We start from the raw sequence: 13,508 nt of genomic DNA, 5'->3' as shown, positions 1-13,508 counted from the left end.
TGTTATTGGCCCGCACCCAGCAGCTTGACGGGGCCCAGCAGGCCGGCCGGCTGCGGTGCGATCAGCGCGGTGTCCTGCGGGACGAAGCGCTGGCCGTAGCGGGCCGACAGCAGCCGGTAATCCGGCAGCGCATGGCCGGCCAGCGCATTCAGCGCGAGGTTGGCGACCCGCACCTCGATCCGGTTGCGGCCCGGCCGCAGATAGCCCGTGACGTCGACGGCATACGGCGGATGCCACACGGCGCCCGCACGGCGGCCATTGACATATACCTGCGCCGCTTCGCGCACGGGGCTGTCGAACATCGCGCGCATGCCGGCCGGGACTTTCGGTGCCGATTCCAGCGGCGTGCCGGTCCCGAAATCCAGCACGAGCCGTGGCGAGCGCAGTTGCGCCGCCGTGAGCTCGACGTCTTTTTCGTAGGTGGCGACGCCCGAGAAGTAGCGGGTCGCCTCGTCGTCCGTCCACGAGCGCAGCGCGGCGAGACGTTGCGCCTGCGCCTTGCCGGGGAAGCGCAGGCTCCAGTCGCGGCCCAGGTCCGCGATCTCCATCGTGGCGGCTACCGGCGCCGGCGCCGACGGCAGCGCATCCGCCAGCACGAGCACGCGCGATTCGTACGGTGCCAGGTCGAGCGACGCCGGCAACGTGGCCGCCGTCATGCGGCCGCTGTCCGGATCGATCCACGCGGCCGCCTTGCGCACCGCCGCGAACGACGCCTGCGCATGCACGGGCCGGTTGCTGGTATTGGCGATGAAATAGATGTCCGCGTCGCGCAGCTTGCGGCGCACGAAGCCGACGTCGGATGCCTGCGCCGACAGCTTCATGTCCGGCGCCAGCACGGCCCGCAGCGCGGCGCCGACGGCATCGTCGTTCGCGACGGTATGCACGTTCGGGCTCGCGAACAGCGCCTGCGCCTTCGCCGCCACGGCCGCGGACACGCGCGCCGCATCGCGATAGCCGGGCGCCAGCGACGGCGCGCCACCCACCGCGATGATGTGCCCACCGCCGCGCACGAACGCCGCCAGCTTGTCGATCACCTCGGGCGCGAGCCGCATCACATGCGGCAGCACGAGCACCGGATGGCGCACGCCCAGTGCCAGGATCGCCTCGGCATCGGTGTAGTCGAGGTTCTGGCCCGCGTCGAGGATCTGTGCCGTCAGCGCCGGCGTCACGTGCGTGTGCATCTCGGCCGACAGCGACACCTTGCCCGGCACGAGGGCCGCGTACACGTCGTCGTTCGGCAGCAGCACGGCGACCTGGTTCGCGGGCTCGCCCTGGCGCATCAGCCAGCTCATACGGGTGAGGTAGCCCGTCACGTCCGGCATCACGTTCCACCACGGGTTGTGGTCGTTGAACACGGCGGCCGCGTAGAACGCGTAGCCGGGTTCGATCGTGCCGGGCGGCGTGTACGGCCAGCCGTGGCCGATGAACTGGTTCACGCCTTCCAGCAGCATGCGGTCCGCTTCCACCTTCATGTCCAGCGGCGTCGCGGCGAATGCGGGCGAATGGAGCCATGTCCATGTCTCGGCCGAGATCACGGGCCGGCCATACAGGTGGCCCGCCGACGTGGCGAGGCGCGTAAACGAGAATTCGCGGAACTGCGGCCCTTCTCCTTCGGGCAGCGCGACCAGGCGGTTGCTGGACAGCGACACGGCCGGTTCGCCATACGTCTGCGAGCGGAATTGCGTGCCGTGTTTCTTCGCCCAGGCGTCGATCGGCGTCAGATAGCGCTCGTTGACGAGCTCCGTCTGCGTCAGCGCCCAGTCGCGGCGCAGCGCGGGGGCATCCGGCCCCTGCCCCGTGAACACGGCCGGCAGGTGCGGCACGATGTCGTAGCCGCGCCGGCGCTTGAACTCCGCCGCGAAATCATCGGTCCAGTCGGTGTTGTAGACCTCCAGGCTGTCCGAGAATACGGCATACGGCGGCGTATCGCCGAACGCTTTCATCAGGGGCTCGGCGACGGTGGCGAGGTGATGGTCGACAGCCTTGCGGCTCAGGTGGTCGAGCACGAAGCCTTCCGCGCCCAGCGCCGCACGCTTGACCTGCTGGCCCGTGCGGCTGGCGATGTACACGACGACCTTGCGGGGCGCGTCGGCCGGCGCGATGGCCGCGCGGCCGTCGGCGCCAGCCTGGACCTGCAGCGGTGTCAGCGCCGCCGGATCGACGCCCGAGCCGATGAAGGCCGCGATAAGCTTCTCGCCGTTCATGATGGCCGGCAGCGGGAAGCTCGCCGCGCCGACCGGCACGTCGACGACGGCCTGGCGCAGCCGCGCCGCGGCCTCGCCGACCGTGACTTGCGGCCCACCGTACGGCCAGCCGCTGGCCAGGGTCATGTCGACGCGCATGCCGTTGGCGCGGCCCGTGCGGTTGGCGAAGCTCACCGCATCGAGGAATTCGGGAGACAGATACGGGACGTTGTGGATGCCGCGCGCGGCATCGTCGAGCTCCATCGGGTACACGGGCTGGATCTCGAAACCGCCGATGCCGCCGGCCTTCATCGCGAGGATCTCGCGCTCCAGCTCGGGCTTGACGACGGCGGGGCCGAACCACCACCAACGCATCATGGGGCGTGCGTCGGGCGGGGGGGACTGCAGGTGTTGGGCGACGTCGGCGAACGTCGTGGACGGGCCGGCCGCGTGCGCGGCGAAGGCGCACGACAGGGCGAGCGCCAGCAAGGGCTTGCTCATGGGGGGACTCCTGGAGCGACTGATCAATAACCAACGTCGTTCCCGCGCAGGCGGGAACCCAAGTGTTGCGTGAACACGCGCAAAATTGGCCCCCCGCCTGCGCGGGGGCGACGGTTATTCACACGATCCCGCTGCTGCTCGCCCCCGCCTTGGCCGGCCGCGCGCTCGCGACCTTGTCCCGATACCCGCTGGCCCGATAGCACGCCACCGGATCCGCCGCGCCGCCCGAGCGCACGCGTGCCATCGCCAGAATGGGCGACACGTCGGTGCGGAACGCCTGTTTCAGCGCCTGCGCCGACAGCAGCACGTCGTTCGATTCCTGGAACTCCGCCAGTTGCGCGCGGTCGACGAGCGCGGCCTGCACGTAAGCGCGCTGTACTTCGACGGCGCTGTTCATCAGGCTCTCGATCGGGTCCGTCACATTGTGCGACTGGTCCAGCATGTACGCCGGCTTGAACGCCGGGCCTTCGCGCAGCGCCGCGTCGGCCAGCTCGTTGAAGACCAGGAACAGCTGGAACGGGTTGATCGACCCGGAATCCAGGTCGTCGTCGCCGTATTTACTGTCGTTGAAGTGGAAGCCGCCCAGCTTGCCGAACTGCGCCAGGCGCGCGACGATCATTTCGATGTTCGTGTTCGGCGCATGGTGGCCCAGGTCGACGAGGCATTTCGCCTTCGGGCCCAGCGCCGTCGCGCACGCGAAGCTCGTGCCCCAGTCGGCGATGGTCGTCGCGTAGAACGCCGGCTCGAACAGCTTATGTTCGATGAAGACGTTCCAGTCGTCCGGCAGTGCGGCGTAGATCTCGCGCATGCTGTCCAGGTAGCGCTCCAGCGCGCCGCGCAGGTTGTGCTGGCCGGGGAAGTTGGCGCCGTCGCCGACCCATACCGTCAGCGCCTTCGAGCCGAGTTCGCGCCCCAGTTCGATGCATTCGATGTTGTGTTTCACGGCCTGCGCGCGCGTGGCGCTGCTGTTCGCCGTCAGGCTGCCGTATTTATACGTGTGTTCCTGGTTCTGCTGGTCCTGGAAGGTGTTCGAGTTGACGGCGTCGAACGCGAGGCCCAGGTCGTCGGCCTTCTGGCGCAGCTCCTTCGCATCGGTCGGGCGGTCCCACGGAAAGTGCGGAGAAACCGCCGGCGTGGCGCGGGTCAGCTCGTTGATGACGGCGCAGTCGTCCAGTTTTTCGAACACGTTGCGCGGTTCGCCGCGGCCCGCGAAGCGCGCGAAGCGGGTGCCGCCCGTGCCCACGCCCCAGCTGGGGACCGCGACCGCGAAGCGCTGCGCGAGGGCCGTCAATGCCTCGATATCCTGGCCGCGGCGGGCCAGCATGCCTTTGAGCGCCTCGTAGTCGGCTTCCAGTTGGGGGGCCAGCTGCGCGTTATGGTCGGCCACCAGACCGGCATCGATGAGGGTCGTCATGTTGTCTCCTGTCGTCGCGGCACCGCGCCCGGCGGTGCCGCTGTTCTTCTGAATTGATATTATCGCGTGAATGCGGCCGCGTTGCCGGCATCCACGTTCAGCACGTTACCCGTGCTCTTGCCCGACTTCTCGCTGACGAAGAAATACACGGCTTCCGCGATATCTTCCGGGAACACGCTCTTCTTGAGCATGCTGCGCTTGCGGTAGAACTCCTCGACGTCGTCCGTGTCGATCTTGTTCGACGCGGCACGCTCTTCCTTCCACTTGCCGTCCCAGATGCGCGAACCGCGGATGACGGCGTCCGGATTGACGACGTTGACGCGGATGCCGTGTTCCGCGCCTTCCAGCGCGATGCAGCGGGCCAGGTGGATCTCGGCCGCCTTCGCCGTGCAGTACGCCGATGCGCCGGCCGATGCGACGAGGCCGTTCTTGCTGCCCACGAAGACGATGCTGCCGCCCAGCTTCTGCTGCTTCATGATCCGGAACGCGTTGCGCGACACGAGGAAGTAGCCCGTCACGAGGATGTCCTGGTTGCGCTTCCAGACCTCCAGCGACGTCTCGTCCAGCGGCGCGGCGGAGGCGATGCCCGCGTTCGACACGAGCAGGTCGACGCCACCGAAGCGCAGCGCGGCGGCGGACAGGATGCCGCCCACTTCCTCCTCGCTCGTGATGTTGGCCTGCACGGTCGCGACGTTGTCCTTGCCGGCGACCTTGACGAGGTTGTCCCGGGCGCCTGCCAGCGCTTCGGCGTCGATATCGGTCAGCATCACGCATGCGCCTTCCTGCAGCAGCTGGCGCGCCACGGCCTGGCCGATGCCGCCCGCGCCACCGGTCACCAGCGCGATGCGGCCCGCGAGGCTCTTCGGCTTCGGCATGCGCTGCAGTTTCGCTTCTTCCAGCAGCCAGTATTCGATGTCGAACGCTTCCTGTTCCGGCAGGCCGACGTACTCGTCGACACCGTTCGCGCCGCGCATCACGTTGATCGCATTGACGTAGAATTCGCCGGCGATGCGCGCCGTGGCCTTGTCCTTCGCGAAGGACAGCATGCCCACGCCCGGGATCAGGTAGATGATCGGGTTGGCGTCGCGGATCTTCGGCGACGTGTCGCGCTTGCAGCGCTCGTAGTACGCGGTGTAGTCGGCGCGGTAATCGCTCAGCGCCTGATCGAGACCGGCCACCGAGACGATCGAAATCGGGCGCGGCCGGATCGAAGTCCAGCACCAGCGGGCGGATCTTCGTGCGCAGGAAGTGGTCCGGGCAGGACGTGCCCAGCGCGGCCAGCGGCGCGAGGTCGGCACTGCAGACGAATTCCAGCACGGCGTCGGAATCGTCGAAATGGCCCAGCTTGAACTCCTGCTGGCTGATCTTCCCGCGCAGCAGCGGCATCAGGCGGGCGACGAGGGCCGCACGCTGGTCGGCCGGCAGCGCCTGGGCGACCTGGCCGCCGAACACGGGCTGCCTGACGTTCGCCGCCAGCCATTCCTCGGCGCGCTTGATCATGGCGAGCGTCGTCTCGTAGCACGACTTGGCGGTATCGCCCCACGTGAACAGGCCGTGGCCCTCGAGGATGATGCCCTTCAGCTGCGGCTGTTCCCGCGAGAGTTGTTCCAGCTTCAGGCCGAGATCGTAGCCGGGACGCTGCCACGGCAGCCAACCCAGTTCGCCTTCGAAGATCTTTTCGGTCAGCGCGCGGCTGTTCCTGCACGCGGCGATCGCGATGACGGCATCCGGGTGCATGTGGTCGACGTGGCGGCGGTCGATGTAGGCGTGCAGCGGCGTGTCGATCGACGCGGCGCGCGGGTTCAGGTCGAACGTGCAGTGCGGCAGGTAGCCGACCATCTCGTCCTCGTGTTCCAGGCCGCGGTAGCGCTGTTTCAGCGCCTGCAGCTTGTCCATGTACAGGGTCGAGAAGCCGTCCAGCTTGATCGAACCCAGGTCGCCGCCGGAGCCCTTCACCCACAGCACGTCGACCTGCCCGCCCGTGAGCGGATCCGTCATGACGATCTTGGCCGACGTATTGCCGCCACCGAAGTTCGTGATGCGCAGGTCGGAACCGAGCAGATTGGAACGGTACAGCAGCAGTTCAGGCTCGCTCAGCGTGGCGGCGTGCTGGTCGTCCCAGCGCGACGTGATCGGTTCCTTGTGGGAGGTAGCGCTCATTGCACCCATAAATACGTCTCCATGTGTTTGCGTTGTGTGTCGTCTGGCCCGCGCCGTGGACCACGGTCGCGGCATCCGGCACAGTAGAATTCAGCGGCCCAAGCAGTGTCAACGCGGAATCGATCAACATCGTGACCAAGAGCGATTTAATCATTTAGTTGATCGAAACGCGCATTTGAGCGCGCCGCGGCGGCCAAATAATCAATCGTTTGATCATTTAACGATTGACGGCCTTTCAACTCCTCATTACTCTTTTTCCCAGACGGCGCGACCCACGGTACGACGCTGTCCCCGCCGCACAACTACACAAACGGCATAGGAGGAGACACATGGTGAATCACAAACGCCGCAAGCGTTTGCTGAAACTGCTCGCCGAGCACCAGACGGCGACGGTCCAGCAGCTCGTCGAATGGCTCAACGCGTCACCGGCGACGGTCCGGCGCGACATCAGCTGGCTCGCAGCCCGCAACCTGCTCACCCGCACCCGCGGCGGCGCCGAGAACCTGCTTCCCAAGAAGCGCCAGTTCCCGCTGTCGAGCGAAACGTTCCAGAACAATATCCAGTGCTACGCCGCCCGCAAACGGGCCATCGCCCGCCACGCGGCCGGCATGTGCACGGACGGCGAAACGATCATCATCAACGGCGGCACCACGACGTTCATGATGGCCGAGTTCCTGGCCGACAAACACCTCAAGATCCTGACCAATTCGTTCCTGATGGCCGAGCGCCTGCTCGTCTCGAGCGAGAACGAGATCATCGTCCCCGGCGGCAAGGTCTACCGCGAGCAGAACGTGATCCTGTCCCCGTTCGACAACGACATCACCCAGCACCACTACGCCGGCAAGATGTTCATGAGCGTCTACGGCCTGTCGCTGCTCGGCCTGATGGAAGCGGACCCGTTGCTGATCCAGGCGGAGAAGCGTTTGATCAGCCAGGCGGAAGAACTGATCGTGCTGGCGGACAGTTCCAAGTTCGCGCGCAAGGCGGGCCTGATCCTGTGCGGCCTCGATCGCGTATCGACCGTCATCACGGACACCGGCGCCTCCGACAAGGCCGTGCAGACGCTCGAGCAGTACGGCGTCAAGGTCGTCACCGTCGAACCGGACGAAGTGGCGCCGAACGTCGGGGCGCCTTTTTTTAATCCGCAGTTCGACCTGCAATCCGCCGCGCTGTTCCACCTGGACGCGCAGCTCGACCCGCGGCTGGACGCGCAACTGGAGGCCGCACATTGAAGCTTAAAACCACCCTGCTCGCACTGGCGGCGGTCGGCGTCCTGGCCGGCGTCGCCGGCTGCGCCGAGAAAAAGCCGGAGAAGACGCGCATCGCGATGGTCGTGAAAAGCCTCGGCAACGGCTTCTTCGACGCGGCCCACACGGGCGCCGACGAAGCGGCAAAACAGCTCGGCGACGTCGAAGTGATCTATACAGGTCCGACGACGCCCAGCGCCGAAGGCCAGATCGAGATCATCAACTCGCTGATCAGCCAGAAGGTCGACGCGATCGTCATCTCGGCGAACGACCCGAACGCGCTGGTGCCGATCGCGAAGAAGGCGATGCAGCGCGGGATCAAGGTCGTCTCGTTCGACAGCGGCCTCGCGCCCGAAGGCCGGCAGATGCAACTGAATCCGTCGAACGCGCAACTGATCGGCGAGAAGCAGATCCAGATGGCAGCCGACGAGATCGGGGGCGCGGGCGAGATCGCGATCCTCTCGGCTTCCGCCCAGGCGACGAACCAGAACATCTGGATCGGCGTGATGAAGAAGGTACTGGAACGACCCGAGTATTCGAAGATCAGGCTGGTGGCCACCGTGTACGGCGACGACCAGTCGGATAAAAGCTACCGCGAGGCGATCGGCCTGCTGCGCAGCCATCCGCAGCTGAAGGCGATCATCGCGCCGACCACCGTCGGCATCGTCGCGGCCAGCAAGGCCGTGGCGGACGAACACCTCGTCGGCAAGGTCTACGTGACGGGTCTCGGCCTGCCGTCCGAAATGGCGGGCCACGTGAAAAGCGGCGCCGTGAAGGAATTCGCGATCTGGAATCCGATCGACCTGGGCTACGCCGCCACCTACGCGGCCGACCAGTTCGTGAAGGGCAAGGCGGAGTCGAAACCCGGGGCCAGCGTATCCGTCGGACGGCTGGGCAGCGTGACGCTGGATGCCAATGGCGAGGCGGCGCTGGGACCGCCGTTCACCTATAACGCGGAAAACGTCGACAAGTTCGCGAAATTGTTCTAAGCCGTACACCCCAAAACCGTCGTCCCTGCGAAGGCAGGGACCCAATTTCAGCTAGCGGTCCACTGACAAACTTGGGTTCCCGCCTGCGCGGGAACGACGGGCATGCGCCAACAAAACACGCATTCCCCTATGCCAGCCACCCAAACACCCCCGGTCCTCCAACTGACCGGCATCAGCAAGCGCTTCAACGGCATCCATGCCCTGAACGGCGTGAACATCACGATCCGCGCCGGCGAATGCATGGCGCTCGTCGGCGAGAACGGCGCCGGCAAGTCCACGCTCGTGAAGACCCTCACGGGCATCTACCGCCCGGACGCCGGCACGTTGTCCCTCGACGGCAAACCCGTGACGTTCGCGAGCCCGCAGGAAGCGATGGCCGCCGGCATCACCGCCGTGCACCAGGAGACCGTCATGTTCGACGAACTCTCCGTCGCCGAGAACATCTACGTCGGCCGCCAGCCCGTACGGGCGGGGCGTATCGACTGGGCGCGGATCGAGCGCGAGGCGGAAGCCCTGTTCGCGCGCCTGGAAGTCGCGCTGCCCGTGAAGGCGCGCGTAAAAGACCTGTCGGTCGCGCAGCGCCACTTCGTCGAGATCGCGCGCGCACTCGCCCAGGATGCGCGCGTCGTCATCATGGACGAACCGACGGCCGCGCTGTCGCAGCGCGAGATCCGGGAGCTGTACCGCATCATCGACCAACTGAAGGCCGCCGGCACTGCCGTCATCTTCATCTCGCACAAGTTCGACGAGATCTTCGAAGTCGCCGACCGCTACACCGTGCTGCGCGACGGCCAGTTCGTCGCCGAGGGGCGCCTGGCCGACATCACGGAACAGGAACTCGTCGCGCTGATGGTCGGCCGCACCGTGCACCAGGCGTATCCGAAGCTTGACGCCGAGATCGGCGAGCCGCTGCTCGTCGTGCAGAACCTGTCCCACCCCACCGAATTCGACGACGTCAGTTTTACCTTGCGCCGCGGCGAGATCCTCGGCTTCTATGGCCTCGTGGGCGCGGGCCGCTCCGAGGTGATGCAGGCGCTGTTCGGCCTTACGCCGGGCGTCTCCGGCTGCGTCACGCTGGACGGCCGGCCCGTGATGGCGCGCTCGCCCAGCGAAGCCATCGCACTGGGCATGGCCTACGTGCCGGAAGACCGCCAGCACCACGGTGCGCACCTGACGATGCCGATCCAGCACAACATCACCCTGCCGATCCTGTCGCGTATCGGCTTCTTCCTGCGCGGCCGCGGCAAGCAGGAAGCGACCATCGCGCGCCACTTCGCGGAACAGCTGGAACTCAAGGCGAGCCACCTGACGCAGCACGTGGCCGAGCTCTCGGGCGGCAACCAGCAAAAGGTCGTCCTCGGCAAATGGCTCGCGACGGACCCGAAAGTGATCATCCTCGACGAGCCGACCAAGGGCATCGACATCGGCTCGAAGGCGGCCGTGCACCGCTTCATCGGCCAGCTCGTGGCACGCGGGCTGTCCGTGATCCTCGTGTCGTCCGAACTGCCGGAAGTGCTGGGCATGGCGGACCGCATCGTCGTCATGCACCACGGCCGCGTGCAGCGCGAGTTCCTGCGAGGCGAAGCGACGCCGGAATCGGTCGTCGCCGCCGCGTCCGGCCTGACCCTGGAGGCCGCATGAACGTCCTGAAACAACGCGAACCGCTGCTGGCGGCGATGGTCGTGCTGCTCGTCGTGGCCGTCGGCCTGCGCGCACCGGTCTTCCTGTCGGCCGGCTCGCTCGCCAACCTCGTCACGGACAGCACGCTGCTCGTGATGCTGGCGCTGACGCAGATGCTCGTCATCGTCACGCGCGGCGTCGACCTGTCGGTCGCCTCGAACCTGGCGCTGTCCGGCATGGTCGCCGCGATGCTGGGCGCGCACTACCCCGGCCTGCCGCTGCCGCTGATCATGCTGGCGGCCGTCGCCGTCGGCCTGGCCCTCGGTCTCGTCAACGGCTGGCTGATCGGCTATCTGGAACTGCCGCCGATCGTCGTCACCCTGGGCACGATGAGCGTCTACCGGGGCGCCGTGTTCGTGCTGTCCGGCGGCGCGTGGGTATCCGCGCACCAGATGCCGCCTCACTTCATCGCGTTCCCGCTCGACCGCCTGCTGGGCCTCCCGCACCTGGTATGGATCGCGGCGGCGACGCTCGCGCTCATGGCCTGGATCGCACGCAGCACACGCTTCGGACGCGACCTGTACGCCATCGGCAACGCGCCGCAATGCGCGGGATATATCGGCATCCCGAGCCACAAGCGCCTGCTCGGGACTTACGCGCTGTCCGGTGCCGTCGCCGGCTTGTGCGGCTACCTGTGGGTGGCGCGCTATGCCGTCGCCTACACGGAAATCGCCTATGGCTTCGAATTCACCGTGATCGCCGCGTGCGTGATCGGCGGCGTCTCCATTGGCGGCGGCGTCGGCACGGTGCTCGGCGCGACGCTCGGCGCTTTGTTCCTCACCGTGATCGGCAACGCGCTGCCCGTGCTGCAGGTGTCGCCGTTCTGGCAAAGCGCCCTCACCGGCCTCGTGATCCTCGTCGCCGTCCTGATCAACGCCCGCGGCGCCGGCCGCCGCAGCCGCCAAATCCTGCCGCTGCATGGCACGGACGCCCAACCCGAACGGAGTGCCGCGTGAACCCGACCACCACGATGCAAACTGAAAAAACGTCGCGCTACACGATCCTCGACCGCGAAACCCCGCGCCTGAAAACGATCCTCGGGCGCTGGGAAAGCCTGCTGGCCATGCTGTTCGTCGCGGTCTTCGTCGCGAACAGCATCGCGCTGCCGCACTTCCTCGACCTGTACAACCTGCTGGACGGCACGCAGAACTTCAGCGAGAAGGCCTTGATCGCACTGCCGATGGCCTTGTTGATCATCTGCCGCGAGATCGACATCTCGGTCGCCGGCACCCTCGCGCTGTCGTCGGTCGCGATGGGCCTGGCGAAAGGCGCCGGCTTTCCGGCCGAGAGCCTGCCGCTCGTCGCGCTGGCCACGGGCACCGCGTGCGGCTTCCTGAACGGCGTGCTCGTCACGCGCTTCGCGCTGCCGTCGATCGTCATCACGATCGGCACCGTGTCGCTGTACCGCGGCCTCGCCAGCGTCGTCCTGGGCGACAAGGCGTTCACCGGCTATCCGCAGCTGATGGCCGACTGGGGCCAGGGCTACTTCTTCGGCATCGTGCCGCGCGAATTCGTCGTGCTGCTCGTGTGCGCCGCGCTGTTCGCCGTGCTGCTGCACACGACGACGTGGGGCCGCCGCATCTACGCCATCGGCAACAACCCGGAGGCGGCGCGCTTTTCCGGCATCGCCGTCGACCGCTACCGTCTCGCGCTGTTCATGCTGACGGGCGCGATGGCCGGCCTGGCCGCCTTCCTGCTCACGGGCCGCATCGGCAGCACGCGCCCGAACATCGCCACCGGCTGGGAGCTGGAAGTGATCACGATGGTGATCCTGGGCGGCGTCAGCATCGCGGGCGGCGCCGGCACCATCGCCGGCGTGATGCTGGCCGTGCTCACGATGGGCACCGTCACGTACGGGCTGGCGCTCGCCAACATCCCCGGCATCTACATGACGATCGTCGTGGGCGTGCTGCTGCTCGCGACCATCGCGCTGCCGAAGCTCCTGCGCATGCGGCGCGCGCGGAGCGCATGATGCCGGACGCCCTGATCGTCCTCGACATCGGCAAGACGAACGCGAAGCTCGCGCTGATCGATGCCGCCGGCAAGGTCCTCTCGGAGCAGCGCCGCCCGAACGCGGTGCTTGCGGATGGACCCTACGCGCACCTCGACACGGACGGCCTGTGGGACTGGCTGCTCGCCACGTGCCGCGCGTTTGCCGCGCGGGCGCACGTGTCGGCCATCGTGCCCGTCACGCACGGGGCCACCGCCGCGCTGGTCGACGCTGCGGGCCTCGTGCTGCCCGTGCTCGACTACGAGGCGGAGCTTCCCGGCGTCGAGTACGACGGTCCGTCCTACGACGAGACGCTGTCCCCGCGCCTGCCGGCGGGCCTGAACCTGGGCCGCCAGCTCGCATGGCTGCAGGCACGCTTCCCGCGCGAGTTCGCGCGCACGCAGCACATCCTCATGTATCCGCAGTACTGGGCCTGGCGCCTGTGCGGCGTGGCGGCGTCGGAAGCGACGTCGCTGGGTTGCCACACGGACCTGTGGAACCCGCGCACCCAGGCGTATTCGAGCCTCGTCGGCCGCATGGGCTGGACGGGCCTGATGCCGCCGCTCGCGCCCGCGCACGCGGCGCTGGGCACGCTGCGGCCCGAGGTCGCGGCCGCCACGTGGCTGCCGGCGGACTGCCAGGTCCTGTGCGGCATCCACGACAGCAATGCCTCGCTGCTGCGCTACCTCGGCCGCGCCGAGGGCACCGTGCTGTCGACGGGCACGTGGATGATCGCCGCGGCCTTCGGCACCCCGCTGGACGGGCTGCGCGAGCAAGACGACATGCTCGCCAACACGAACGCGCTGGGCCGGCCTGTCGCGTGCATGCGCTTCATGGGCGGTCGCGAATTCGGCGAACTGGCGGGCGCCACACCGGCGCCCTGCGGCTTCGATACGATCGAACGCCTCGTCGCGCAAGGCACTCTGGCGCTGCCGTGCTTCGCCGCGACCGGTGGTCCGTTCGCGGGCCGCAGCGGCAGCATCGAGGGCCCGCCGCCCGCGGACGCGCAGGAACGCTATGCGCTCGCGACGCTGTACTGCGTGCTGATGACGGATTACTGCCTCGACGCGCTCGGGGCCGCCGGTCCGCTCGCCGTCGAAGGCAGTTTTACGTCGAACCCGTGGTTCGGCCCCCTGCTCGGGGCGCTGCGCCCGCAGCAGCCGGTGTCGTATTCGGACGATGCGAGCGGCACCACGTGCGGCGGCTGGATGCTGCGCTACCGCGACGCGGCGCCGCCGGGCGCCAGCAGCGCGATCGCGGCACGCGCGCCGGCGGGACTGGCGGCCTACCGGGCCCGCTGGCGTGCTGCGCTCGGATGATGCCCGCGCCCGCGATGCGCGCCGG

General features: G+C 67.7%; 9 protein-coding genes and 1 pseudogene. 6 read left to right on the top strand and 4 right to left on the bottom strand.

The genetic code is table 11. The annotated features are described in order from the left end of the window. Nucleotides 1-2: 2 nt before the first annotated feature. The 4 genes and pseudogenes from ACL58G_RS18645 to ACL58G_RS18630 form a co-directional block, all read right to left on the bottom strand. Complete coding sequence (locus tag ACL58G_RS18645; RefSeq protein ID WP_440962747.1) at nt 3-2,684, bottom strand: glycosyl hydrolase; 2,682 nt, start codon at nt 2,682-2,684, stop codon at nt 3-5. Nucleotides 2,685-2,802: 118 nt separating this feature from the next. Continuing rightward, complete coding sequence (rhaI, locus tag ACL58G_RS18640; protein ID WP_440962746.1) at nt 2,803-4,098, bottom strand: L-rhamnose catabolism isomerase; 1,296 nt, start codon at nt 4,096-4,098, stop codon at nt 2,803-2,805. A 59-nt stretch (nt 4,099-4,157) separates the two neighbouring features. After that, nucleotides 4,158-5,276, bottom strand: coding sequence for an SDR family NAD(P)-dependent oxidoreductase (locus ACL58G_RS18635; protein WP_440962745.1), 1,119 nt, complete (start codon nt 5,274-5,276; stop codon nt 4,158-4,160). A gap of 361 nt (nt 5,277-5,637) precedes the next feature. Beyond that, nucleotides 5,638-6,096: pseudogene (locus ACL58G_RS18630) on the bottom strand (class II aldolase/adducin family protein); the annotation flags it as partial. Nucleotides 6,097-6,587: 491 nt separating this feature from the next. On the opposite strand from ACL58G_RS18630, the gene ACL58G_RS18625 reads away from it, so the two are divergent. From ACL58G_RS18625 to ACL58G_RS18600, 6 genes are all read left to right on the top strand, one after another. Then, nucleotides 6,588-7,490 (top strand): DeoR/GlpR family DNA-binding transcription regulator, encoded by a 903-nt coding sequence (locus tag ACL58G_RS18625; RefSeq protein WP_056329878.1) that lies wholly within the window; start codon nt 6,588-6,590, stop codon nt 7,488-7,490. Then, complete coding sequence (gene rhaS / locus ACL58G_RS18620) at nt 7,487-8,494, top strand: rhamnose ABC transporter substrate-binding protein (RefSeq protein ID WP_440962744.1); 1,008 nt, start codon at nt 7,487-7,489, stop codon at nt 8,492-8,494. Before ACL58G_RS18625 ends, rhaS begins: the two co-directional genes overlap by 4 nt. A gap of 129 nt (nt 8,495-8,623) precedes the next feature. Then, nucleotides 8,624-10,135: a sugar ABC transporter ATP-binding protein gene (locus ACL58G_RS18615; protein ID WP_440962743.1), complete on the top strand. Its 1,512-nt coding sequence runs from the start codon at nt 8,624-8,626 to the stop codon at nt 10,133-10,135. After that, nucleotides 10,132-11,130, top strand: a complete 999-nt coding sequence (locus tag ACL58G_RS18610) for an ABC transporter permease (RefSeq protein WP_413389018.1) — start codon at nt 10,132-10,134, stop codon at nt 11,128-11,130. Before ACL58G_RS18615 ends, ACL58G_RS18610 begins: the two co-directional genes overlap by 4 nt. Continuing rightward, nucleotides 11,127-12,146, top strand: a complete 1,020-nt coding sequence (locus tag ACL58G_RS18605; protein WP_440962742.1) for an ABC transporter permease — start codon at nt 11,127-11,129, stop codon at nt 12,144-12,146. Before ACL58G_RS18610 ends, ACL58G_RS18605 begins: the two co-directional genes overlap by 4 nt. Continuing rightward, the gene (locus ACL58G_RS18600; RefSeq protein ID WP_440962741.1) at nt 12,143-13,483 is read left to right on the top strand and encodes an FGGY-family carbohydrate kinase; all 1,341 of its coding nucleotides are present in this window, start codon (nt 12,143-12,145) and stop codon (nt 13,481-13,483) included. The genes ACL58G_RS18605 and ACL58G_RS18600 overlap by 4 nt, the downstream gene beginning before the upstream one ends. Nucleotides 13,484-13,508 lie beyond the last annotated feature (25 nt).

The organism is Massilia sp. GER05, assembly GCF_052056005.1.
Lineage (GTDB): Bacteria > Pseudomonadota > Gammaproteobacteria > Burkholderiales > Burkholderiaceae_D > Telluria > Telluria orientalis.
The sequence above is the reverse complement of the archived record's forward strand: the minus strand, read 5'-3'. Positions and strand labels throughout refer to the sequence as shown.

Coding starts and splice junctions, on each gene's coding strand:
- ACL58G_RS18645 (WP_440962747.1), bottom strand. CDS start 2,684: ATGAGCAAGCCCTTGCTGGCGCTCGCCCTGTCGTGCGCCTTCGCCGCG.
- rhaI (WP_440962746.1), bottom strand. CDS start 4,098: ATGACGACCCTCATCGATGCCGGTCTGGTGGCCGACCATAACGCGCAG.
- ACL58G_RS18625 (WP_056329878.1), top strand. CDS start 6,588: ATGGTGAATCACAAACGCCGCAAGCGTTTGCTGAAACTGCTCGCCGAG.
- ACL58G_RS18615 (WP_440962743.1), top strand. CDS start 8,624: ATGCCAGCCACCCAAACACCCCCGGTCCTCCAACTGACCGGCATCAGC.
- ACL58G_RS18610 (WP_413389018.1), top strand. CDS start 10,132: ATGAACGTCCTGAAACAACGCGAACCGCTGCTGGCGGCGATGGTCGTG.
- ACL58G_RS18600 (WP_440962741.1), top strand. CDS start 12,143: ATGATGCCGGACGCCCTGATCGTCCTCGACATCGGCAAGACGAACGCG.